This is a genomic window from Xanthobacter sp. SG618, from assembly GCF_012932745.1.
In the GTDB taxonomy this organism is placed as follows: domain Bacteria; phylum Pseudomonadota; class Alphaproteobacteria; order Rhizobiales; family Xanthobacteraceae; genus Xanthobacter; species Xanthobacter flavus.
Genome location: NZ_JABBHL010000001.1, coordinates 1105287 through 1128744, shown reverse-complemented (window position 1 = coordinate 1128744; position 23458 = coordinate 1105287). Strand labels below are relative to the sequence as shown.

Sequence of the window (23458 nt, the reverse complement as noted above, 5' to 3'; positions counted from 1 at the left end):
TCAGCGTCCCGGCGCCGCGGCTACCAGCCGCTGCAGAGCCGCATCCAGTGGCGGTGTTCGCGCGGGACGCGGCCGGCTTCGCAGGCGCGCCGGGCGTCGCCATCAAGCGCCATGAAGCACGACTTGCCCTCGCGCAGGTGCTGGCACCAGCCGCGATCGTAAGCGTCATTGAACGACATGAAGCATGACTTTCCTTCGACATAGGCCTGGCAGAAGCCGCGGTCGGGGCCGTCGAAGGCCATGAAGCAGGATCTTTTCTTGGAGCAGATTTCGGGCACCGGCTGAGCCTGGGCGGAAACGCCGCCCAGCGCCGCGAGCAGCACCAGCACTCCGAGGAGCCGTTTCATGCGGTCTACCCTTCTGGTTCCTGTCGACGGGGCCTGCGCCACCGTCGACAGGAACGGGGCGTCAGGCCTTGTGGCGGATCTTACCATTCATCATGGTCAGCTCGACCTTCGCCTTGTGGATATCGCGGGGATCGCCATCGAGGATGTTGCGGTCGAGCACGATCAGGTCAGCGAACTTGCCGACCTCCAGCGATCCGATCCTGTCGTCCATGCGGAGCTGGTAGGCGGCGCCCATCGTGTTGGCGTGGATCGCCTCGGCCACCGTCAGCCGCTCGTCGGCCGGCACAAGCACGGCTGCGTCCTCCTTGCCGATCAAGCGGCGGGTCACGCCCACCTCGATGGAATCAAGGGGCTTGTAGGTGGAGAAATAGCCCGCCGCCGGCCAGTCGGTGCCGAACGACACGCGCCCGCCCTGGTTCAGGATGGTCTTGGTGCGGTACAGCTTGCTGGCGCGCGGCTGCCCGTAGCGGGCCAGCATGTTGATCATCGTGTCCGGATCGGCCGACGACCAGTTGGCGGAGAACTGCGCCGTCACGTTCATCTTGGCGAAGCGGGGGGAGTCGCTGTCCTCCACATAGACCAGATGGGCGATGGCATTGCGGCGGTCGCGCTTGGGATTGGTCGCGATCGCCTTCTCCATGGCGTCCAGCGCCACGCGGGCCGTGCGCTCGCCGCAGGCATGGACGTGGACGTCGTAGCCGGCCGCGTCCACCGCCCCGATCAGCTGGTGCCACTGGGCCTCGGTGAAGGGCGAGGCGCCGATGGAGTTGGGCATGTCGGCATAGGGCTCGATCAGCCACGCCGTGTACCCGCCCTGCGAGCCGTCGCCGACGATCTTCACGATGTCCACGTGCACCAGCTCGCTCGACACCCGGCTGCGGACGTCCTTGAACTGTTCGACCACGTCGTCGATGGGCAGGCTCTTCACCGAATAGGAGGCCGACACCCGGAACGGCAGGGCATCGCGCTTCTCCGCGTCCACATAGATGTTGATGACGGCGCCCTGGTCGGAGCCAATGGGCGGCACGCCGGCGTCGAACAGCGAGGTGATACCGGCCGCTGCGGCCTTGGGCAGCCAGCGATCCAGCAGCTTGCCCAGGTTGGCGGCGGTGATCGGCTCGACCGCATTGACGAGGGCGAGCACGGCGTTGACTTCGAGAACATAGCCGGTGGGCTCGCCCTTCTCGTCGCGGGCGTAATAGCTGAAGCGCGGGATGGGATCCGGCGTTTCGCGGGTCACGCCGGCCATCTCCAGCGCCTTGGAATTCACCCACAGGCTGTGGCCGTCGATGGCGAAGAAGAAGGCCGGCCGGTCGGGCAGGATGCGGTCGAGGTCCGCCCGCGTCGGGCCTTCGGGCGGGAACATGTCCACGCGCCAGCCGAAGCCACGGATGGGGCCGGTGGGGTTCTCCTTGGCGTATTGCTCGATTGCGGCGAGGGCGTCCTTCATGGTCGGCAGCTGAAGGTCGATGCCGGAGGTCAGGAAGGCGCCGAGCAGGGGATGGGTGTGCCCCTCCACGAAGCCCGGCATGAGCAGGCGGCCCTTGAGGTCGATCACCTGCGTCTTCGGGCCGGCGAGCGCCATGGCCCCGGCCTCGTCGCCCACATGGATGATGGTCTTGCCGCGCACCGCGACCGCCTTCGCCCAGGGCTGGGCGCCGGAGACGGTGTAGACCGGCCCGTTGTGGAATACGAAATCGGCCGGGCCGCTCGTGGCGGCGCGTGCATCCTGTGCCTTCACCTCGGTCGCGCGGAACACAGGCGCGATGGCAGCCGCCGCCGTCATCGCCATGCCGGCTCCGAGGAGCGAGCGGCGGTTCAGGCCACTCGCCCGGCCGAACGCCTCGAAATAGGGTGCCCACTCACACGCGATGCACATGCCAACCCCTCCCATGCGCGGCGAAGTGCGTCGCAAATCACCCGCCTTTCCATAGGGTAACCTGATCTTGTAGCGGTAAAAACGACTTCTTTTGTGGTTTGCAGCCTGTTGCAGCGCAGGACGCAGCCGATCCCTTGACGCGCGCGCTTACGTACCCAAATCAAGGGCCGCCGGCCCCCAGGCCGGCCATGACATCGCACGATGCGTGCGAGGTGCTTGTACCCATGTTGCTCGAAGGAGGATGTGGCTATGAGAACCACGCGAGACGGGCGGCCGCAGGCGCCGCCGTCCTCTCAATCTGAAGGCGTCCTGGTGCATCCGGACCAGGTGCTGGATCATCCGTTCATGAGTGATGCGGAGAAGCGGACGCTGCTGTCGTCCTGGGCGTCGGATCGCCACGCGGTCGAGAATGCCCCGGCACTCCGGCGCCTCGACAGCGGCGCAGTCGTTCCCGTCGACGACATTCTCGCCGCCCTCGCGGGGCTTCCCGCCGATCCGTCGACCCTCGATCAGGGCGCCGGCTGGACCGCCATGAAGCGGCGCCAGCGGCCCTTCTTTCCGCCGTGGCGGAAAGCGCGGTGGAGGATGAAAGGCGGCTCCCCCCCGCGCGGCGGCGCACGTGCCGCGCTGCGGCTGGTGCCGGCTTTCGATGTGAACGCGTGACGCGACGGTGCGGCGCTGGTACGAGCCGGCGCCGTGCCGAAGCCGCCGTGTCACCCGGCCGGTTGTCGGTGGCCCGGGAAGATCAGACGCGCGCCTGTGCCGGAGCGGGCACGACGGCGACGATTTCCAGCTGGTGGCGTCGTCCGTCCCGGGCGGTCCAGGACATGGACTGGTTTTCGGACAGCCCGATCAGCGCAGCGCCGATGGGCGTCATCACCGACACCTTGCCGTCCGCGATATCCGCATCTTCGGGATAGACGAGCCGCACGGTGCGCGTGCTGTCCGCCGACCGATAGGTGACGGTGGCGCCCATCTGGACCGAGTTCGCCGGCGTGCGATCGGGTGCCACGAGCCGCGCCCGCTCGAGTTCGGACAGCAACTCCTCCGCCACGTCCGGAATCCGGTCGAGGGCGGCGGTGGCGAGCCCGGTGAGGCGCTCATGATCGGCGCGGTTGAGGACGAGCGCCGGCAAGCGCGCACGGCGGGATGGCTTTGTCATCTGGATGGACTTTCACATAGGCGCAGGCCGACGCTGCCGCTGGAAGGCTGTCGCCGGCTCAAGACGGGATTGGGGGCTGGTCTGCGCTATCGCTGGTCGCCGCACGCGATGCGAGCACGGCGTCGCGTCACCCCGGCGCCCGGGGCGCAAACGCCGGACGCGGGGCTACTGTCCTGCGATGGGGCAGGGGCGGCAGTGGTGGTGGCGATCAGCGCTCATGCAGCCATGAGGCCCCCGACCTTACCTTATGTCAAGTCGTGCCAGCCACGCCCCAGCCGGTGTGCCGGCGGTCAGCCGGAGGCGGCGTCCTCGGCCGACGCGAAGGTGCTGACCTCGGCCGCCGTGGCCGCGATCAGCTCGTGGAGGCCGGACAGCCGCCGCTTCTTGTACGCCGCCACGAAGGGCACGGGGGCAGGGTCACACATCGTCTCCAGCACGCGCAGCCGGCCGGACGCGATGTCGTCGCCGTAGCAGGCCGGCGGCAACACGCTGATGCCTGTGTTGGCGATCATGAGCGTGGCGATCACCGTCATGCTGTTGCACAAATCGGGGCGCTGGGCCGAGCTGCCGCGGTCCAGCAGCGACAGGATGGTGCTGTAGTGCACCGAGTTCTCGCCGAGGGAGAGGACCCTCAGGCGCGTCAAGTCCTGGGCGGACAGCACATGATCCGGCAGATCCATGCCGGCGCCGGCCATCCACCGGAACGCCACCATGCCGAGCGGATGGACTACCAGCGCCGGGTCTGCGATCTCGCCCGGCAGCAGGACCACATCGAGGTCGCCGGCCAGCATCCGTGCGCGCAATGGCGCGGTGAGGGAGATGTCCAGCTCCAGCGAGATGTGGGGGTAGCGCTCGTGCACCGTCGCTACGAAAGAGGGAAGCCAGGTCATGGCCACCAGCTCCGCAACGCCCACCCGCACGATGCCGGAGAGCATCTGCCGGGGCGTGATGTGGTGGAGGATCTCGTCGTGCAGTTGCAGCGCACGCTCGGCGTAGCTGACGAGCTCGCGCCCTTTCGAGGTGACCGCGATCTTTCTCTGGCTTCGGTCGAACAAGGCGACGCCGAGTTCGCTCTCAAGCTCCTGGATGCGGGCCGAGACGGTTGATTGCGTTGCATTCAAATTGTTTGCTGCAGCTGCGAAGCTTCCGAGGCGGATGATCTCCAGGAAGGTTTGTAGTTGCCGAAAATTCATTCTTATTTTCCTCCCGCTGATCGATTATTCCGTCGCGTCTCAATCGAAAACAATCGCTTTTTGCGCTCAACTCACATGGTTACGCTGCTCTCGGCTGGGGGGAGACCCCATGCCGAAACACAGCCCCGTGCAGGCGAATCCGTCTGCATCCGCCCGCCGTGGTCGGCCACACGCGCCGTATCGCCACGCGGGCTCGCAGCGCGCCTGGGCGGGAAAAACAGAAAAAGCGCTCCGTCACGGAAGCGTCTGGGAGGAATGAATGGCCCCGAACCCGCAGACGTCGCCCATGAGCGACGCTGATCTGTCGCGCCATGCGAAACGCGCCGTGCTGGCCTCGACTGTCGGCACCATGATCGAGTGGTACGATTTTTACCTGTACGGCCTTGTCGCCGCGATCGTCTTCGGCAAGCTCTACTTCCCGTCGCAGGATCCCTACTCGGCGACGCTGCTCGCTTTCTCCACCTTCTTCCTCGGATTCGTCGCGCGGCCGGTGGGTGCCATCATCTTCGGCCATTTCGGCGATCGCATCGGCCGCAAGGGCACGCTGGTGGCGACGCTCATGCTCATGGGCATCAGCACTGTCTTCATCGGCCTGGTGCCGACCTACGAGCACATCGGCATCTGGGGTGCGGTCGCCCTGACCGTGCTGCGTGTCCTGCAGGGAATCGGCGTCGGCGGTGAGTGGGGCGGGGCGATCGCCGTCGCCACCGAGTGGTCCAAGTTCAACCGCAGCCGGGGCCTAGCGGCCAGCTGGCCGCAGTTCGGCTCGCCCCTCGGCATGCTGCTCGCCGTGGGCATGCTCACGCTCACGTTGCAGATGGGCTCCACCGAGTGGTTCGAAACCATCGGCTGGCGCATTCCCTTCCTGGTCAGCGCCCTGCTGATCTTCGTCGGCCTCTACATCCGGCTCGGGGTTCTGGAAACACCGGTGTTCCAGCGCATGCAGGAGAAGAAGGAAATCGCCCAGGCGCCGGTGATCGAGGCGGTCCGCGGCTTCTGGAAGGAAATCCTCCTCACCTGCCTGATGCGGACGGGACAGCAGGCGCCGTTCGTGATCTTCACGACGTTCCTCCTGTCGTATGGGACGTCGCAGCTCGGCCTGCAGAAGTCGTTCCTGTTCAACTGTGTGCTGGTGGCGGCGACGCTCTCGCTCTTCACCACGCCGTTCTTCGGCTACCTGTCGGATCGCATCGGCCGCAAGCGGATGTACCTGATCGGCGCCTTCACCATGATGGTGTTCGCCTTCCCCTATTTCTGGCTGCTCGACACCGGGGTTCCGGCCCTGATCGTCCTCGCCATCCTGGTGTCGCTGCCCATCCACGACATGCAGTATGCGCCGCAGGCGGCGTTCATCGCCGAGAGCTTCCCGCCCAGCGTGCGCTACTCCGGCTCCTCGATCGGCTACCAGCTCGCCTCGATCACATCGGGCGGCCCGGCGCCGATCATCGCAGCCTTCCTGCTGCACACCTACGGCACGTCAGCGGCGATCAGCGCCTACATCGCCTTCATCGCCGCGATCAGCTTCGTCTCGACCCTCTTCCTGAGGGACCGCTCGCGCGACGACTACACGAGCAATGCCGGCTGGGTGCGCGATGATGGATCCGTGACCGTCCACCCCGGCGCATCCCCGATGGCGCCCAGGGCGGCCTCGTCACCGAGCGAATAGGCCGAGCGCCACGGTGAAGAGAGGGACGGCCTTGTGCTGTCCCTCTTGGTTCAAATCATCGATTTTCACGATCAAAAAAGATCGAAAACAATCGTTTTTTACGGTCAACCCCAGCCTCTAGGATTTTCCTGCCAGACAAGAAGAGGGCGGCTCATCGCGAGACCTGCCCCCCAGATCTGGCGGGACCTGAAACGGGAGGAAAAGTCATGGTCAAGATTTCAGGGCAAAAGCCGGCGCTCTCTCCGCTGGAGCAAGCCAAGGCCAATCCGCTGATGCTGGGATTGTTCCTGCCCATCCAGTCCGGCGCCTGGAGCCCTTCGACGGCCCCGCGCGATACATCCTGGACCTTCGACTACAACGCCCGCTGCACGGTGATGGCGGAAGAGCTCGGCTTCGACCTGGTGTTCGGGCTGGCCCAGTGGATGGGCAAGGGCGGCTATGGCGGCGAGATGAAGTTCCGCGAGATGGCGACGGATCCGCTGCTGGTGACCGCTGGTCTTGCGGCGATCACCCGGCGCATCCTGCTCGTGTCCACCGTGCATATCCTCTACGGCTGGCATCCGCTGCATCTCGCCAAGTTCGGCGCCACCATCTCGGAGATGAGCGGCGGGCGCTGGGGCCTCAACATGGTCACCGGCTACAAGAAGAGCGAGTTCGAGATGTTCGGTCTTGAGCAGATCGAGCATGACCACCGCTACGTCATGGCCGACGAGTTCGTGACCATGATGAAGCGCCTGTGGTCGGAAGATGAGAACATCACCGTCGACGGCCGTTTCTGGAAGATGAAGGACGCCTTCATCGCGCCGAAGCCCGCCGGCGGAAAGTGCGTTCTGGTCAATGCCTCGTCGTCCGGCGCGGGGCTCGACTATGCGGTGAAGCACTCCGACCTGATCTTCGTCACCAGCCCCGCGGGCGCCAACCTCGACCGCGCCTGCGCTGCGCTCCCACCCCATACGGCCCGCATCAAGCAGGCGGCGGCGGCGCAGGGGCGCGATGTGCGCACCCTCATCAATCCGCACGTCATCTGCCGCGAGACCGAGGCGGAGGCCTGGGCCCAGTACGACGCCATCCTGCGCCACCAGGACCCCGTGGCGGCGGAGAACTTCTACCGCACCTTCACCGGCGGCGATCAATCTTCCTGGAAGGCGGCGACGCGGGAGGAGTGGACCATCGGCGGCAACGTCCATATCGTCGGCACGCCGACCCAGGTGGTGGAAGGCTTCCAGCGACTCAAGGCCGCCGGCTGCGATGGCGTCCAGGTGAACTTCTACGACTTCCTTCCCGACCTGAAGTTCTTCGGCGAGCGGGTTCTGCCGCTCATGCGCGAAGCGGGCCTGCGCCTCGACCAGCCCCTCGCCACCGCCGCCTGATCTTCGAATTATCCAGAGGCTTTCCAGCCATGTCCGAGACCAAGTCTGCCCCCTCAGCCGTCTCCGCCACCGAACTGCGCGCCTTCGCCGGCCATTTCGCGACCGGCGTCGCGGTGGTCACCACCGCCCATCCCGATGGCGCCCTTCACGGCCTCACGCTCAATGCGGTGACCTCGCTGTCCCTCGACCCGCCGCTCTACCTGATCTGTCTCGATCATCGGTCGAACACGCTCAAGGCGCTCAAGGAGAGCGGCCACTTCGCGGTGCATTTCCTTGATCGCAGCCAGTCGGAGATCTCCCGCGTCTTCGCCTCCAAGCAGGAGGACAAGTTCGCGGGCGTCGAGCACGTCGTCGGCGAAAGCGGAAGCCCGCTCATCGGTGGTGTCCTGGCCGCCGCGGAATGCCGGCTGTCGGAAATCTGCACGGTCGGCGACCACATGATCGTCATCGGCGAAGTGCAGCGCACCCACGTGTTCGGGGGCGAGCCGCTGCTTTATCACCGTGGCGGCTACACGGCGCTGGAAGTCGAGAGGAAGGTGGCATGAGTACTTCGTCCAGCACCCCCAAGCCGCTGGCCGGACTGCGCGTCCTGGAGTTCGCGCAGATCGCCGCCGGCCCCTTCACCGGCAGCCTCCTTGCCGACCTCGGCGCGGATGTGGTGAAGGTGGAGCGTCCCGATGGTGGCGACGGCATGCGCGGCTGGCCGCCGCTCCATGACGGGCCTGAGGCGGGGGAGGGGGTCTTCAGCGGCAATTTCACCTCGCTCAACCGCAACAAGAGGTCCATCGCCCTCGACATCAAGTCGCCGGCGGACCGCGACCGGCTGCTTACGCTGATCGAATCTGCGGATGTCTTCATCGAGAACTTCCGCCCGGGCGCGCTTGTCCGGGCCGGGCTCGGCTATGAGCAACTCCAGGCGCGCAACCCGCGCTTGGTCTACTGTTCCATCACCGGCTACGGCCAGTCCGGTCCCTATGCCCAGAAAGGGGCGTTCGACGTCACCGTGCAGGCCATGAGCGGGGTAATGAGCGTGACCGGCGAGCCGGACGGCCCGCCCGTGAAGTGCGGGGTTCCGGTGGGAGATTTCTCCACCGGCCTCTACGCCGCCTTCGTCACGCTCGCCGCGGTGATGCGGGCGCGCGAGACGGGGCGGGGCGCCTATGTGGACTGCTCCATCCTGGGGGCGCTGCTGGGCATATCCGCGCTGCAGACGAGCGAATATTTCGGCACGGGCGTGCCGCCGCGCCGGCTCGGCTCGGCCCACCCGCGCAATGCGCCCTATGCCGGGTTCGACGCGGCGGACAAGCCGTTCACCATCGCCGCCGGCAATGACAAGCTCTGGCGCGACACCTGCGACATCGTCGGGCGGCCCGATCTCGCCGATGATCCGCGCTTTGCCACCCAGTCCCTGCGGGCGCGCAACCAGCAGGAGCTGGCGGCGATCCTCCAGCCCATCTTCGCCACTCGGACGGCGGCGGAATGGCTGGCGGCGTTCGATGCGTTGGGCGTGCCCTGTGCGCCCATCAACGACTTCGCTGAGATCCTGTCTGATCCGCATGTGCAGGACAGGGGATGGGTGCTGCCCATCACCATGCCCAATGGTGCGGTGGCGGACACCGTAGGCTTTCCGGTGGGACTGTCGGACTTTGCGTTCGAGATCAGCCGGCGGCCGCCTTTGCTTGGCGAGCACAATGACGAGGTGTTCGAGGAATGGACCGCGCGACCCCTGAAAGCAGCGCAGTGATCGACCTCAGCGAGGCCGGAGTGCTCAGGATCGCCACGCTGGCGCGTCCCGAGCAGGCCAATGCCCTCGATCCGTCGCTGGTGGCCGGCCTGAGCGCGTTCGTCCAGCAGGCTACGGAGGACGGGCGGCCGTTCGCGCTGGCGGGCGGCCGTGTGTTCTGCGGCGGCTTCGATCTCGCCGGCGTCGAGCAGCAAAGCGAAGGCGACTTGCTGCTGCGCTTCGTGCGGCTCGAACTGCTGCTGCAGTCCGTGAGCCGGGCGCCGGTGCCATCCTTCGCCCTCATCGGGGGGGCGGCCATCGGGGCGGGTGCGGACCTGGCTGTGGCCTGCACCTACAGGATCGGCACCCGCCGGGCGCGCTTCCGCTTTCCCGGCTTCCGCTTCGGCGTGGCGCTGGGCACGCGGCGACTTGCGGCCATCGTCGGAACGGATCGCGCCCGCGCCATCCTGCTGGCAGACGCGACCGTCGGCGCCGAGGAGGCGCTGGCGATCGGCCTGCTCACGCACCTCGTGGAAGAGGACGACCTGCTGCCGAGCGCGGAACGCCTCGTCGCAGCGCAGAGCGGCCTGACGCCACCGGCCACCGCCCGCATCCTCGGCCTGACCGGACCTGACACCGGCGATGCCGACCTCGCCGACCTCGTCCGCTCGTTGGCGGTGCCGGGGCTGCGGGGGCGCATTGCGTCCTATCTCGCGGGCAAGACGCGCTGAGTGCACCTGCGCCGTAGCACAGGCCTGACGCCCGATCTGTCTTGCGGGGACGGCTCAGTCTGCCGCGACCGCGCGCGGATTGAGGCGGATGCGACGGCTGGTCGAGGCGCGGCTCTGCTGCTTCTGCTGGGCTTTCAGCCGCGCGACGAACACGTCCGCCGCACGCAGGATGTGTTCGCGGCCCAGGCGCTCGGCCTTTTCCCCGTCGCCCGCGACGACCGCGGCCATGATGGCGGAGTGCTCATCCCAGATGTTGCTGGGCATGCCCACGTCCTCTCTCAGCACTTCGCCCATCACGCGGCGCAGCGCCGGCCAGTGGGGTGACGTCGTCTCGTTGAGGAGCGGATTGCCGGATATCTCGCCGAGAAAGGCGTGGAAGGCGATGTCCGCCTCGATCTGCTTGTCGAGCGAGCCGCTCTTCACCGCCTCGAGTCCCATCTCGATGAAGCGCGTGCCTTCCGCTTTCGCCCGGGCGCTGCCGTTGCGTGCGGCGAGGCTTGCGGCGAGCCCTTCGATGGCGGCGCGGATCTGGTAGAGGTTGCGGATGAAGTCCACGTCGAGCGGCGCGACGATCAGGCCCCTGCCTTCCGCCTCCTTCACCAGCCCACGACTGCGCAGCAGAAGCAGCGCCTGCTGGACCGGCTGGCGCGACACGCCATAGGCGCGGGCCAGCTCGTCCTGGATCAGGCGCGAATTCGACGGGAGATCACCGCGGACGATCTCCGCGGTGATGGCCTCGACAACCTGGTCGACAAGGCTGGGCTGGCTGGCAAGCGCGCGCATCTGTCCCCTCTCTAAGCCCCAAATATACCCCCTGCCGGCCGCGTCTGGATAGGGCTTGCATTTGATTTTCGAATTCGTATTCTGAATTCGAATTCAGACTGGACATTCAGTCCGGCACGCCTGCCCCGGGAGAAACGCCAGATGACCACCTTCAATCGACGCTCGTTCCTTCAGTTCACTGCCGCCTGCGGTGCTGCCGTGGGCGGCGTTTCGCTCGCGGCGCCGGCCGTGTTCGCCAAGCCCGAGCCGCTGAAGCTGAAGTTCGGCAACGACCTGCCGGACAGCCATTCCGTGAACGTGCGCCTGCGCGAGGCCATCGCCGCCATCTCGGCGGAAACCGGCGGGGCGCTCGACATCTCGCTGTTCCCCAACAATCAGCTGGGCAGCGATCCGGACATGATGAGCCAGCTGCGCTCCGGCGCCCTTGAGCTCGCGACCATGCCGGGCACGGTGCTCTCCACCATCCTGCCCATCACGGCCCTCACCGGCGTCGGCTTCGCCTTCACCAGCTATGACAAGGTGTGGGCGGCCATGGACGGGGCGGTGGGCGACCTCATCCGCTCCAACCTCGTGAAGGCCAACCTCGTCGGCTTCGACAAGGTGTGGGACAACGGCTTCCGCCAGATCACCAGTTCCACCCGGCCGATCCGGGAGCCGGGCGACCTCGCCGGCTTCAAGATCCGCGTGCCGCTGGTTCCGCTGTGGGTCTCCATGTTCTCGGCCTTCGGCGCATCGCCGGTATCGATCCCGCTCGCCGAAGCCTATTCGGCGCTCCAGACGAAGATCGCCGATGGGCAGGAAAACCCGCTGGCGCTCATCTACACCGCCAAGTTCTTCGAGGTGCAGAAGTATTGCTCGCTCACCAACCATGCGTGGGACGGCTTCTGGCTGCTGGCTAGCGGCAAGGTCTGGAAGAGTGTGCCGGATGACCTGAAGCAGGTGATGGCAAAGCACTTCAACGCCGCTGCCATCAAGCAGCGGTCGGATATCGTGAAGGCCAACCAGACCCTGCAGGCCGATCTGGAGGCGAAGGGCCTCGTCTTCAACACCACCAATGCGGAAGTCTTCCAGCAGGCGCTCGCCAAGACGTCCTTCTACAAGGATGCCCGCGCGAAGTTCGGCGACGAAGCCTGGAACCTGCTTCAGAAATTCGCCGGCCCCGTCGGCTGAACGGGAGGCCGACGTGCAGCTCGAGATGGGCATCGTCCCCGCACGGGCCGTTGCCGCGACCGGAATTCCGGCGCGCATCGGCACCTTGATCCGCAACGTGACGGGGGCCGCCGTGGCGGTCCTCGTCGTGGCCGAAATTCTCGTGCTGTTCGCCGGCGTTCTGGCGCGCTACGTGTTCCACGCGCCGCTGATCTGGTCGGACGAGCTGGCGAGCATCCTGTTCCTGTGGCTTGCCATGCTCGGGGCCGTCGTCGCGTTCGAGCGCGGCGAGCATATGAGGATGAGCGCCTTCGTGGGCGGCCTGCGCCAGCCGTTCCGCGGCTTCTTCGATGCGCTGGCCATCGCGGTTCCGCTGCTCTTCCTCTCGCTCGCCCTCGGCGCAGCCTACGAGTTCGCGGTGGACGAGATCATCGTCGCGACCCCCGCCCTCGACATCTCCGCCGGCTGGCGCGTGGCGGCGCTGCCCGTGGGCTTCGCGCTCATGCTCGTCCTCGCGGTGCTGCGGCTCATCGAACGGACGGATTGGCGGGTGACGCTCGCCGCCGTGGCGCTCGTGGTGGTGGCGGCGGCGGTCTTCGCCGCCTTGCGCCCGTCCTTCACCGGGCTCGGCAACCTCAATCTGCTCATCTTCTTCGTGGGGCTGGTGGGGGCGATGGTTCTGGCCGGCATTCCCATCGCGTTCGCCTTCGCCACGGCCACCTTCGGCTACATCGCGCTCACCACGCGCCTGCCGCATTCGGTGGTGATCGGACGGATGGACGAGGGCATGAGCCACTTCGTCCTGCTCTCGGTGCCGCTGTTCGTCTTCCTCGGCGTGCTCATCGAGATGACCGGGATGGCGCGGGCCATGCTGGCCTTCCTTGCCAGCCTGCTCGGCCATGTGCGCGGCGGCCTGCAATATGTGCTGGTCGGGGCGATGTATCTCGTCTCCGGCATCTCCGGCTCCAAGGCCGCGGACATGGCCGCCATCGCCCCCGTGCTGCTGCCGGAGATGGAGAAGCGCGGGGCGGATCGCGGCGAGCTGCTCGCCCTGCTCGCCGCCACCGGTGCGCAGACCGAGACCATTCCGCCCTCCCTCGTGCTGATCACCATCGGCTCGGTCACCGGCGTTTCCATCGCCGCGCTGTTCGCGGGCGGCCTCATGCCGGCTTTGGTGGTGGGCGCGCTGCTGTGCTGCGTGGTGTGGCTGCGCAGCCGCAAGGATGACCTCTCCGGCGTGCGCCGGGCGAGCTTCGGTGAGATCGCCAAGGCCCTTGTGGTGGCGCTGCCGGCTATTGCGCTGCCGTTCATCATTCGGGCGGCGGTGATCGAGGGCGTCGCAACCGCCACCGAGGTGTCCACCATCGGCATCGCCTACGCGGTGCTGGCCGGGCTCCTCATCTATCGCCGGTTCGACTGGCGGCGGCTCTATCCCATGCTGGTGGATACGGCGGCGCTGTCCGGCGCCATCCTCCTCATCATCGGCGCCGCCACGGGCATGGCCTGGGCGCTCACCCAGTCCGGCTTCTCCGCAGCGCTGGCTCACATGATGACGAGCCTGCCGGGCGGTGCCGTGGGCTTCATGCTGGTGTCCCTCGTCGCCTTCATCGTGCTCGGCAGCCTGCTGGAAGGCATCCCGGCCATCGTGCTCTTCGGGCCGCTCCTGTTTCCCATCGCCCGGCAGGTGGGGGTGAACGAGGTGCACTATTCCATGGTGGTGATCCTCGCCATGGGCATCGGCCTCTTCGCCCCTCCGTTCGGCGTCGGATACTACGCGGCCTCCGCCATCAGCCGCATCCGGCCGGACGAGGGCATGCGGCCCATGATCGGGTACATCGCGGCGCTCTTCATCGGCACGCTCATCGTCGCCGCCGTGCCGTGGATCTCGACCGGCTTCATCCGTTGATCGCGCGGCCCCGAGCGCCGCATTCGGAGATCGCATCATGACTGACGTGCTGAATTTCGGGCAGATGCTCGCCGCCCACGCGCGCCTATCTCCCGAGCGGATCGGGGCCCGCGACCTGGAGCGGGAGATGAGCTTCGCGCTGTGGAATGCGCGAGCCTGCCGCCTCGCCAATGCGCTGCTCGGGCTTGGCCTCGTCAAGGGCGACCGGGTCGCGGTGCTCGCCTACAACTGCATCGAATGGGTGGAAATCTACGCCGCCACCGCCAAGGCCGGCCTGGTGGCGGTGCCCATCAACTTCCGCCTCACCGGACGGGAAGTGCGCTTCATCGCCGAGAACGCCGATGTCGCCGCCCTCATCGTGCAGGATGCGCTGGCGGGCGTGGTGGAAGAGGTGCGCGCCGACCTGCCCATCGGCGACGAACGCATCATTCATTTCGGCTCTCGCCCGGCGCCTGCGGGCTTTCGCGATTACGAGGCGCTGCTCGCCGCCGCCTCCGCGCGCGAACCCGGGCAGGTAGTGCTGGAGCATGATCCCTGGACGCTCATGTACACGTCCGGCACCACCGGCAACCCGAAGGGGGCCATCCGCAGCCATCGCGGCAGCGCGCTGCTCGCGCTCACCACCGAGATCGAGCTCGGCATCCACCGCAAGGACGGCGCCCTGCTGGTGATGCCCATGTGCCATGCCAATTCGCTCTACTTCTTCGGTGCCTTCGCCTATTGCGGCGGCACAATCAACATCTACTCGCGGGCGAACTTCGATCCCGAGCATTGCGTGCGCACTTTGGCGGAAAGCGGGGCGAGCTTCACTTCGCTGGTGCCCACCCATTACGTGCTGATGCTCGGCCTGTCCGGTGCCGAGCGGGCGCGCTACGACCTCGGCTCGGTGACCAAGCTCATGGTCTCGTCCGCCCCCGCGCGGCCGGACACCAAGCGCGCGGTGATGGAGATGTTCCCCAATTCCGGCCTGTTCGAGCTCTACGGCGCAACAGAGACCGGCTGGGTGACTTTCCTGCATCCCCATGAGCAGTTCTCCAAGCTCGGCTCGGTGGGGCGCGAATGCATCGGCTCGGCACCGATCCGCCTGCTGGATGAGGACGGCAACGAGGTGCCGGACGGCGGCGTCGGCGAACTCTTCTCGCGCACGCCCTACACCTTCGACGGCTACTGGCGGCTACCGGAAAAGACCCGCGAGGCCTTCCGCGGCGATTATTGCTCGGTGGGCGACATGGCCCGGCGGGATGCGGACGGATACATCCATCTCGTCGACCGCAAGAGCAACATGATCATCTCCGGCGGGGAGAACGTCTATCCCTCCGAGGTGGAGCAGGTGCTCGCGGCCCATCCGCAGGTACGCGACGTGGCGGTCATCGGCGTGCCGGACGGCAAATGGGGCGAGCGCGTCCACGCCGTCATCGTCACCGAGAACGGTGCCTCGCTCTCCGAAGCGGCGCTCGCGGAATGGGTGAAGGATGGCCTCGCCGGCTACAAGCGCCCGCGCTCCTTCGATTTCGTCCGCCACGAGGACATCCCGCGCAACGCCACCGGCAAGATCCTCTATCGCGAGCTGAAGACCCGCTTCGCCCGCGAGAAGGTCTGACCCCCAAGGTTCGCCGCATCAGAACAGCGCCGCGCGGCTGCGCAGGCGCCAGGGAGAACGTCCATGAAGGTCTCTGCCGACAGCGTCGCCGCCATGGTGGCGAAGGTGTTGAAGCAACGCGGCGTGAAGCGCGTGTTCGCCTTGTGCGGCGGGCACATCATGCCGCTGTGGATGCACCTCGACGCCGAGGGCATCGCCATCATCGATGTCCGCGACGAGCGCGCGGCGGTGCACATGGCGCAGGCGCATGCGGAACTGACGGGCGACCTCGGCGTCGCCCTCGTGACGGCCGGGCCGGGCGTGACCAATGCCATCACCGGCATCGCCAATGCCAATGTCTCGCGCGCGCCGGTCCTGATCCTGTCCGGCGCCTCGCCCCGTCCGCAGGAGAACCGCGGCGGCCTTCAGGACATGGACCAGAGCCAGCTGCTGCGGCCCATCACCCGCTATGCCCGCACCGTGCGCGAGCCCTCGCTGGCGCTTGCCGAGCTGGACGAGGCGATCTCCTGCGCGCTGGGGGAGGGTGGCGTGCCCGGCCCGGCCTTCATCGATTTTCCGGTGGATACCCTGCGCGCTCCTGTCCCCGAGGCGCTCCGGATGGCGGAGCACATGACCGCCAAGCCGCGCGTACGCGCGCTGCCTGACCCGGACCGTGTCGCCGCGGCGGTCGATCTCCTGTGGAGCGCGCGGCGCGTTCTCGTCATTTCCGGCCGCGGCGCGCGGCAGGCGGGGCCCGAACTCTCCGCATTCCTCGATCGGCTCGGCGCCGTCTATCTCGACACCGGCGAGAGCCGCGGCGTGATCCCCGATGACCACCCCGCCGTCGTCGGCGCCATGCGCGGCGCGGCCATGGGCGATGCGGACGTGGTGCTGACCGTGGGGCGCAAGCTTGATTTCCAGCTCGGCTTCGGTTCGCCCGCCGTGTTCGGTGCCGCGCAGTTCGTGCGCATCAGCGATGCCGCCGCTGAGGTGCGCGACAACCGGCGCGGGGCGGTGGAGATCGTCGCGGACGTGGCGGCGACCCTTAACGCCATGGTCGAGGCCGCCGGCAATCGCGCGTCCGCCATCGATCCGGACTGGGCGGGCAAGCTGCGCGACGGGCACCGGGCACGCGCGGCAAAGCTGCGCCAGTCCATGGCTGCCGCTCCCGCCGGCGCCGATGGACGGCTCCACCCCAATCGCCTGCTCGCCGCCTTGCAGGATGCGGTCGGCCGGGACGCGGTGGTCATCAATGACGGCGGCGATTTCCTCGCCTTCGGGCGCGTCGGCCTCAGCGCCGATGCCATGCTCGATCCCGGACCGTTCGGCTGCATCGGCGTCGGGGTGCCCTACGGCATCGCCGCCAGCCTCGAATATCCCGACAAGCCGGTGCTGGTGGCCACCGGCGATGGCGCCTTCGGCTTCAATGCCATCGAGATCGACACGGCGGTGCGCCACAATGCGCCGGTGCTCATTGTCGTCGCCAATAACGGGGCGTGGCAGATCGAGGTTCGTGACCAGGAGGAGACCCACGGCAAGGTGGTGGGCACGCGCCTCCAGCATTCCGATCATGCCATGATGGCGCGGGCCTTCGGCATGCATGCCGAGCGCGTGGAGCGCGAGGAGGACCTTGCCCCCGCCATCGCCCGCGCGCTGGCCAACCGGCCGGCGCTGCTGGATGTGGTCGTCACGTCGGACGCGGTGTCCTCCGATGGCAAGTCGGGCCTCGCCTGGGTGCCCGATCTCCAGCCGCTCGCGGCATGGGATGAGGCCGAGCGGGCGTGGCGGCAGGGCTGAACCCCGCGCACGTCTCGCCGCTCACCGCAGGGCGGCGGCATCGCCAGTATGGCTCTCTGTCGTCAGAGTAGGCCGGCTTCCAATTCGCTGATATTTCGATTCCGCATCGAATGACCGCACACCGAAGGACGTTCCCATGAGTGGCGCCGAAGTCTTTTTCGTTTCAGCAGCGCGTACGGCCATCGGCGATTTTGGGGGAAGTCTGAAGGACGTGCCGGCAACGACGCTCGGCGCGCACGCGGCCCGCGCCGCCATCTCCCGGTCCGGCCTTGCGGCCGAGGAGATCGGTCAGAGCGTGGTCGGCAATGTCATCCATGGCGAGCCGCGCGACATGTACATCTCCCGCGTCGTCGCCATGGAGGCGGGCGTGCCGAAGGAGGCGCCGGCGCTCACGGTGAACCGCCTGTGCGGCTCCGGCCTCCAGGCGATCCTTACCGCCGCCCATGGGATCATGCTGGGCGATGCGGAGACCGCGCTCGCGGGCGGTGCCGAGAGCATGAGCCGTGCCGGCTACCTGCTGCCCGGCGCCCGCTGGGGCCAGCGCATGGGCAATGCGCAGGCAGCGGACATGATGGTGGGTGTGCTGACCGATCCGTTCGGCCACGGCCACATGGGCGTGACCGCAGAAACCGTCTCGCAGCGCTACGATGTCAGCCGGGAAGCCCAGGACGCCGCCGCGCTCGAAAGCCATCGGCGGGCCGCGCACGCCATCTCGGCGGGATACTTCAAGGACGAGATCGCCCCGTTCGAACTCTCCGGCCGGAAGGGCACCGTCATTTTCGACACCGATGAGCATGTCCGGCGGGAGGCGAGCCTTGAGGATTTCACGCGGTTGCGCCCGGTCTTCGCCAAGGGCGGAACCGTCACCGCCGGCAATTCATCGGGCATCAATGACGGCGCGGGCGCAGTCGTCCTCGCCTCGCGGGAGGCGGTCGCCAAGCGTGGCCTGACGCCGCTGGCGCGCCTCGTCTCTTGGGGGCTTGCGGGCGTCGATCCCGCCGAGATGGGGATGGGCCCGGTTCCGGCCGTGCGCACCGCGCTTGCCCGTGCCGGCATTGGCGTGGACGATCTCGACGTGATCGAGTCCAACGAGGCGTTCGCCGCTCAGTCCTGCGCGGTGGGCGCGGCGCTCGGTTTCGACCCGGCCAAGGTCAATCCCAATGGTGGGGCCATCGCCCTCGGCCATCCCGTCGGGGCAACGGGAGCGATCCTGACCGTCAAGATCCTCCATGAGCTCAAGCGCATCGGCGGCAAGTACGGGCTCGTCACCATGTGCATCGGCGGCGGGCAGGGCATCGCCATGGTCATCGAGGCGGTCTGAGGCACCCTCGTCACCCTTCGCGTGTGGGCGCTGGCTAGGCCGCGCGCCCATCCGCTCGTCCCTCAGGCGCCGGCCGCGATGGCGTCAAGCCGCTCCTTCAAGGCGGCCGGAATGCGCACCCCCGCTTCCGCCGTCAGCCGACGGGCCGCGGCGCGGCGGGTCCCGGGCAGGCGCGCACCCTCCTGTTCCACGATGGCCGCGAAAAGGTGGGCCAGCCGCGCCGCCGCGTCGGGCCCGGCCAGCGGGCTTGGATCCACCGCGATGAAGAATTGCCCGGTGCGCGGCGCGCCGCCGGCATTGTCGGCGAAGGAGGAAGCGTCGAGGGAAAGGTTCGCCCCCGTGATCCAGGCCGCGAACAGCTCCACGATCAGCGCCAGCCCCGCCCCCTTGTGACCGCCGGAGGGAACCATGGTGCCCCCGTCGAGAGCGGCGGCGGGGTCGTCCGTGGGCTGGCCGTTCCTGTCGAGCGCCCAGCCGAGCGGGATCTTCTCGCCCCGCTGCTGGTGCACCACGATCTCGCTCTTGGCGATGACGCTGGAGGACTGGTCGAGAACCAGCGGGTCTTCACCGGCGCGGGGCACAGCGAAAGCGACGGGATTGGTGCCGAACACCGGCCGCGTGCCGCCCACCGGGGCGATGGAGGCCGGGGCATTCACGAAGCCCAGCGCCATCAGGCCTGCCCTGGCGATGCGCTCCACATGGTAGCCCACGACGCCGCAATTGTAGGAATTGGTCACCGCCAGCGCCGCGATGCCCTGCGCCTTTGCAGCCCCGAGCAGGGCGGGAAGACCGAGATCGATGGCGGGATGGGCGAAGCCGTCTTGTGCGTCCACACGCACGAGGCCGGGCCGCGGGCGGCTCAGGTCCGGCGCGGCATGGCCGTCGATCTTCCCCACCTTGGCGTGGGCGCAATAGGTGGGCAGGCGGGCGAGGCCGTGGCTGTGCACGCCCTCGGCCTCTGCGGCCACCACCGACGCGGTGACCGAGAGGGCGTTGGCCGGGCTGACACGGCAGGCGATCAGCGCGCGGAAGGTCAGATCCTCAACCTGCTTGAGGCTGAGGGAGACCATGGGCACGGAAGGTTTGGCGCTCACGCCGCCTCTCCCTTTTCCGCCTCGCTGGCGTAGCCATACAAGGTGCGCGCGGCCTCCTCCGTCACGAGGCCCTCGGCGATGTCCTCGGCGAGCCGTGCCGGGTCACGGTCCGCGGGGTTGCCGAAGCCGCCGCCGCCGGAGGTCTTGATGGTCACCGTGTCGCCGGCCTGCAGCGGAATGCCCGAGACCTTGGAATTGAGGCTCACGGCTGAGCCATCTGCCCGCGTGACGGTGGTGGAGGAGAGGGAGCCGGGCTTTCCGCCCTTGATGCCGTAGGGCGGAAAGCGGAAGCGCTCGAAATTGGTGGAGAGGGAGCCCTCCGGCGCCTCAAGCCGGAACTCGCGCACGAGGCCGAGCCCGCCGCGGTTCTCGCCTGCGCCGCCGCTGTCCGGCAGGAGGCCGTAGCGGGTGAAGACCACGGGATATTTGGCCTCCACCATCTCGATGGGCGCGTTGGTGTTGTTGTGGAGCCCGCAGGACAGGGCGCTCGCCCCATCCCCGCCGGCATGGCCGCCCCAGCCGCCCACCTCGATGTCGAAATAGACCTGCCGCTTGGCATTCGGCCGCACCAGCGAGACCGCATAGACGTAGGAGATGGCGTAATAAGCCGCCGGAATCCGCTCCGGCGCGATCTGGGCGAGGGCCCCGAACACGGCGGTGGCGATGCGGTGGTTCACCACCATGCGCCCGGCCACGGGGGCGGGGAATTGCGCGTTCACTACGCTGCCTTCGGGCAGGACGACACTCACCGGCCGGTAGCAGCCGGAATTGGCGGGGATGTCCGAGCCGAGGGCGGCGAGCAGCGCGTAATAGACCGCCGAGCAGGTCATGGCCGGCGTGTTGTTCACCGGGCCGCGCACCTGCGGGCTGGAGCCGGCGAAGTCGAGTGTTATGGAATCCCCCGCCTTGGTGATCGTCACCTCAAGGCGGATGGGCTCCTCCGACTGGCCGTCATCGTCCACCGTCTCCACGAAGGAGGCGGTCCCGTCCGGCAGCGCGGCGATGGCCGCACGCATCATGCGCTCGGAGCCATCGAGGATGGCGGACATGGCGGCGGAGAGCGTATCGCTGCCATATTTGCGGGCGATGCGCGCCACCGCCTTGGCGCCGATGCCCAGCGCCGCGATCTGGGCGTTGAGGTCGCCGCGCGTCTCCTCCGCCTGGCGCACATTGTAGAGCAGCATCTCGAACACGCCGGTGTTGAGCGTGCCCTTCTCCACGAGGCGCAGCGGGGGAATGCGGATGCCTTCGTGGAAGATCTCGGTGGCCGCCGCGTAATACGAGCCGGCCGCGCCGCCGCCCACGTCCACATGGTGGCAGAGCGTGCCGACGATGGCGACGCGCTTGCCGTCCACGAACACCGGGCGGAAGGTCTGGATATCCGGCAGATGCTGTCCGCCGGCATAGGGATCGTTGGTGACGATGACGTCGCCCTCGGACCACGCCTCAAGCGGAATGTGGGCCTCCAGAATCCGCTTCAGGCAGTCGGACATGGAATTCAGATGCACCGGGATGCGGGCCGATTGGGCGATGTTGCGGCCCTCGGCATCGAACACGGCGGTGGAGAAATCGAGGATCTCGCGCACCACGGTGGAGCGGCTGGTGCGCCAGATGGTGAGGCTCATTTCCTCGGAGGCGGCGACCAGCGCATTGCGGATCACCTCGAGGCGGACGGGATCGATGGATGTCATGGCGTGAAGGTCCTCAAGGTGTCAGTGGCGCTGCGTGCGCTCGGCCACGAGCGCGCCGGTGGCATGGGAGCGGATGGTCCAGCCGGCCGGCAGGTAGGTGGCGGTGTAGACCTCCTCCACCACGGCGGGGCCGGCGACGCCCTCGGCGGTCACCGCCTCGCGGGCCACCACGCGGGTCTCCACGAACCCGCCCCGGCCATAGACGGAGCGGGACTTGTCTGCGGCGGCGACGCCCGCCACCGCCGGAGCCGGCGTGGGCTTGGCGAGTCGGCCGATGGCGGACAGGCGCAGCGCCACCACCTCCACCGGCACGGCGGGCTCGTCATAGGAGAAGCGCTGGCGGTGCAGCGCATGGAAGGCAGCGGTGGCGCGGGCGATGCCCTGCGCGGAGAAGTCGGCCTCATCGAGCGGCACGCGCAGGTCGAAGGCCTGGCCCTGGTAGCGCAGGTCCAGCGCCCATTCGAAGCCACGGTTCTCGGCCGCGACGCCATCTTCCGCCAAGAGCCGGTCGCCATCCTGCGCCAGCTGGACGGCGCGCTGGGCGAGGCTGTCGCCGAGGTCCGAAAGAAGCCCGATCTGGGTGGAGGAGAGATCGTGGGTGATGTCCGACCATAGGATGCCCCAGGCCGACAGGGTGGAGGCGTGGGCGGGGAAGATCACCTTGTTCATGCCCAGCTCCTCGGCCACCTCGCAGGCATGGACGCCGCCGGCGCCGCCGAAGGAGAGGAGGGCGAAATCCTCCGGGTCCATGCCCTTCTCGAACAAGGACAGGCGGATGGCGGTGGCGAGGCTGGAATTGGTGACGGCGATGACGCCCGCCGCCGTCTCCTCAGCCGAGAGCTTCAGCTTGCCGGACACCTCGTCCGCCGCCCGCGCGGCTGGGGCGCGATCAAGGCCCATGCCGCCGCCCATGAAGCTCGATCCGTCGAGCCGGCCGAGCAGCAGATTGGCATCGGTGACGGTGAGGCGGTTCCCGCCGCGCCCGTAGCATGCGGGGCCGGGCTCGGCGCCCGCGCTGTGGGGGCCGATGCGCAGGCGTCCGCCATCATCCACCCAGGCGATGGAGCCGCCACCGGCGCCGATGGTGCGCATCTCGATCATGGGCAGGCGCACGGGCAGGCCGTCCACCTCGCCTTCATTGACCATGGAGACATTGCCCTCGTGGACCACGGACACGTCGAAGCTGGTGCCGCCCATGTCCACGGCGACGAGGTTCGGTTCGTCGAGCGCCACCGACAGGCGCTTGGCCGCGGCCGCACCGCCGGAGGGGCCGGACAGCAGCAGCCGCGCCGGCTCGCGACCGGCCTTCGCAAGGCCCGCCACGCCGCCGTTGGACTGGACGAGATAGACCTGCGTCTGCGGCACCTCTTCCTTCAGCTTGCCGGCGAGGCGGTCGGTGTAGGTCTTCACCACCGGCACCAGCAGCGCGTTCAGGGTGGTGGTGGACATGCGCTCATATTCGCGCAGCTCGGGGGAGATGTCGGAGGAGAGCGAAATCTCGATGCCCGGCAGGAGATCGCGCAGGATCGCGCCGGCCTGCTGCTCGTGCGCGGGATTGGCATAGGCGTTGAGGAAGCAGACGGCGACGGACTTCACGCCGGCCTGCTTCAGATGGCCGGCCAGCGCCTTCACCTCGGCCGGGTCGAGGGCGGTGATGATGCGGCCGTCGGCGCCGATGCGTTCCTTGAGGCCGTAGCAGAAGCGGCGCTTCACCAGCGCCGGCTGGGGCGAGGCGGTGATGGCATAGACATCGGTGCGGCCGTGGCGGCCGATCTGCATCACGTCCTCGAAGCCGGCGGTGGTCACCACCGCGCCGAGGGGCAGCTTGCGCTCCAGCACCGCATTGGTGGCGATGGTGGTGCCGTGCAGCAGGTATTGCACCTCATCCAGGGCGAAGCCGAAGCGCTGGCTCGCCTGCTTGATGCCGGTGAGCAGGCCGATGGACGGATCGGATGGCGTGCTCGGCGTCTTCATCTGGTGGATCTCGCCGGTCCGCCCGTCGAGGATCTCGATGTCGGTGAAGGTGCCGCCGATGTCCACGGCGATGCGGATGGAAGGGGTGCTCAT

The 23458-nt window shown here is 68.0% G+C and carries 19 protein-coding genes; 11 read left to right on the top strand and 8 right to left on the bottom strand.

Annotated elements, in window-relative coordinates; genetic code table 11:
- Positions 1–20: 20 nt before the first annotated feature.
- Both FHT36_RS05355 and FHT36_RS05350 read right to left on the bottom strand, forming a co-directional pair.
- Entirely contained in the window at positions 21–347 is a 327-nt protein-coding gene (locus FHT36_RS05355; RefSeq protein WP_169121411.1) for a hypothetical protein, read from the bottom strand.
- Positions 348–408: 61 nt separating this feature from the next.
- Positions 409–2226: an amidohydrolase gene (locus FHT36_RS05350; RefSeq protein ID WP_169121410.1), complete on the bottom strand. Its 1818-nt coding sequence runs from the start codon at positions 2224–2226 to the stop codon at positions 409–411.
- 312 nt (positions 2227–2538) lie between these two features.
- Here FHT36_RS05350 and FHT36_RS05345 point away from each other — a divergent pair, with 312 nt between their 5' ends.
- Positions 2539–2889 (top strand): hypothetical protein, encoded by a 351-nt coding sequence (locus FHT36_RS05345; protein WP_169121409.1) that lies wholly within the window; start codon positions 2539–2541, stop codon positions 2887–2889.
- Between the two features lie 82 nt (positions 2890–2971).
- On the opposite strand, the gene rnk is transcribed toward FHT36_RS05345, so the two are convergent.
- Positions 2972–3388, bottom strand: coding sequence for a nucleoside diphosphate kinase regulator (rnk, locus tag FHT36_RS05340; protein WP_169121408.1), 417 nt, complete (start codon positions 3386–3388; stop codon positions 2972–2974).
- Between the two features lie 290 nt (positions 3389–3678).
- Positions 3679–4581 carry a LysR family transcriptional regulator gene (locus FHT36_RS05335; protein WP_169121407.1) on the bottom strand — a complete coding sequence of 301 codons (903 nt, stop codon included), beginning with the start codon at positions 4579–4581 and terminating at the stop codon, positions 3679–3681.
- A gap of 286 nt (positions 4582–4867) precedes the next feature.
- On the opposite strand from FHT36_RS05335, the gene FHT36_RS05330 reads away from it, so the two are divergent.
- The 5 genes from FHT36_RS05330 (at position 4868) to FHT36_RS05310 (ending at position 10071) form a co-directional block, all read left to right on the top strand.
- A complete protein-coding gene (locus FHT36_RS05330; protein WP_246702009.1) occupies positions 4868–6247 on the top strand; it encodes an MFS transporter in 1380 nt (459 codons plus the stop codon).
- Positions 6248–6453: 206 nt separating this feature from the next.
- The gene (locus FHT36_RS05325; protein ID WP_169121405.1) at positions 6454–7617 is read left to right on the top strand and encodes an LLM class flavin-dependent oxidoreductase; all 1164 of its coding nucleotides are present in this window, start codon (positions 6454–6456) and stop codon (positions 7615–7617) included.
- A 29-nt stretch (positions 7618–7646) separates the two neighbouring features.
- Positions 7647–8162: a flavin reductase family protein gene (locus FHT36_RS05320; protein WP_169121404.1), complete on the top strand. Its 516-nt coding sequence runs from the start codon at positions 7647–7649 to the stop codon at positions 8160–8162.
- Positions 8159–9361 (top strand): CaiB/BaiF CoA-transferase family protein, encoded by a 1203-nt coding sequence (locus FHT36_RS05315; RefSeq protein WP_169121403.1) that lies wholly within the window; start codon positions 8159–8161, stop codon positions 9359–9361. Before FHT36_RS05320 ends, FHT36_RS05315 begins: the two co-directional genes overlap by 4 nt.
- Positions 9328–10071 (top strand): enoyl-CoA hydratase/isomerase family protein, encoded by a 744-nt coding sequence (locus FHT36_RS05310; protein ID WP_169121402.1) that lies wholly within the window; start codon positions 9328–9330, stop codon positions 10069–10071. Before FHT36_RS05315 ends, FHT36_RS05310 begins: the two co-directional genes overlap by 34 nt.
- Positions 10072–10125: 54 nt before the next feature.
- Here FHT36_RS05310 and FHT36_RS05305 read toward each other — a convergent pair whose 3' ends face one another.
- Positions 10126–10854, bottom strand: coding sequence for a GntR family transcriptional regulator (locus FHT36_RS05305; protein ID WP_169121401.1), 729 nt, complete (start codon positions 10852–10854; stop codon positions 10126–10128).
- Positions 10855–10995: 141 nt separating this feature from the next.
- Between FHT36_RS05305 and FHT36_RS05300 the strand changes: the two genes are divergently transcribed.
- The 5 genes from FHT36_RS05300 (at position 10996) to bktB (ending at position 18606) form a co-directional block, all read left to right on the top strand.
- A complete protein-coding gene (locus FHT36_RS05300) occupies positions 10996–12024 on the top strand; it encodes a TRAP transporter substrate-binding protein (protein ID WP_169121400.1) in 1029 nt (342 codons plus the stop codon).
- A 25-nt stretch (positions 12025–12049) separates the two neighbouring features.
- Positions 12050–13909: a TRAP transporter large permease subunit gene (locus tag FHT36_RS05295; protein ID WP_169121523.1), complete on the top strand. Its 1860-nt coding sequence runs from the start codon at positions 12050–12052 to the stop codon at positions 13907–13909.
- A gap of 37 nt (positions 13910–13946) precedes the next feature.
- The gene (locus FHT36_RS05290; protein WP_169121399.1) at positions 13947–15509 is read left to right on the top strand and encodes a class I adenylate-forming enzyme family protein; all 1563 of its coding nucleotides are present in this window, start codon (positions 13947–13949) and stop codon (positions 15507–15509) included.
- 63 nt (positions 15510–15572) lie between these two features.
- Complete coding sequence (locus FHT36_RS05285) at positions 15573–17285, top strand: thiamine pyrophosphate-binding protein (protein ID WP_169121398.1); 1713 nt, start codon at positions 15573–15575, stop codon at positions 17283–17285.
- Positions 17286–17421: 136 nt separating this feature from the next.
- Positions 17422–18606, top strand: a complete 1185-nt coding sequence (bktB, locus tag FHT36_RS05280; protein ID WP_169121397.1) for a beta-ketothiolase BktB — start codon at positions 17422–17424, stop codon at positions 18604–18606.
- A gap of 62 nt (positions 18607–18668) precedes the next feature.
- Here the strand turns inward: bktB and FHT36_RS05275 are convergent, their stop codons facing one another.
- The 3 genes from FHT36_RS05275 to FHT36_RS05265 are packed head-to-tail and all read right to left on the bottom strand — an operon-like array spanning position 18669 to position 23458.
- Positions 18669–19700 (bottom strand): Ldh family oxidoreductase, encoded by a 1032-nt coding sequence (locus FHT36_RS05275; protein ID WP_348644377.1) that lies wholly within the window; start codon positions 19698–19700, stop codon positions 18669–18671.
- Positions 19697–21391 carry a hydantoinase B/oxoprolinase family protein gene (locus FHT36_RS05270; protein ID WP_169121396.1) on the bottom strand — a complete coding sequence of 565 codons (1695 nt, stop codon included), beginning with the start codon at positions 21389–21391 and terminating at the stop codon, positions 19697–19699. The genes FHT36_RS05275 and FHT36_RS05270 overlap by 4 nt, the downstream gene beginning before the upstream one ends.
- A 21-nt stretch (positions 21392–21412) precedes the next feature.
- Positions 21413–23458, bottom strand: a complete 2046-nt coding sequence (locus tag FHT36_RS05265; protein WP_169121395.1) for a hydantoinase/oxoprolinase family protein — start codon at positions 23456–23458, stop codon at positions 21413–21415.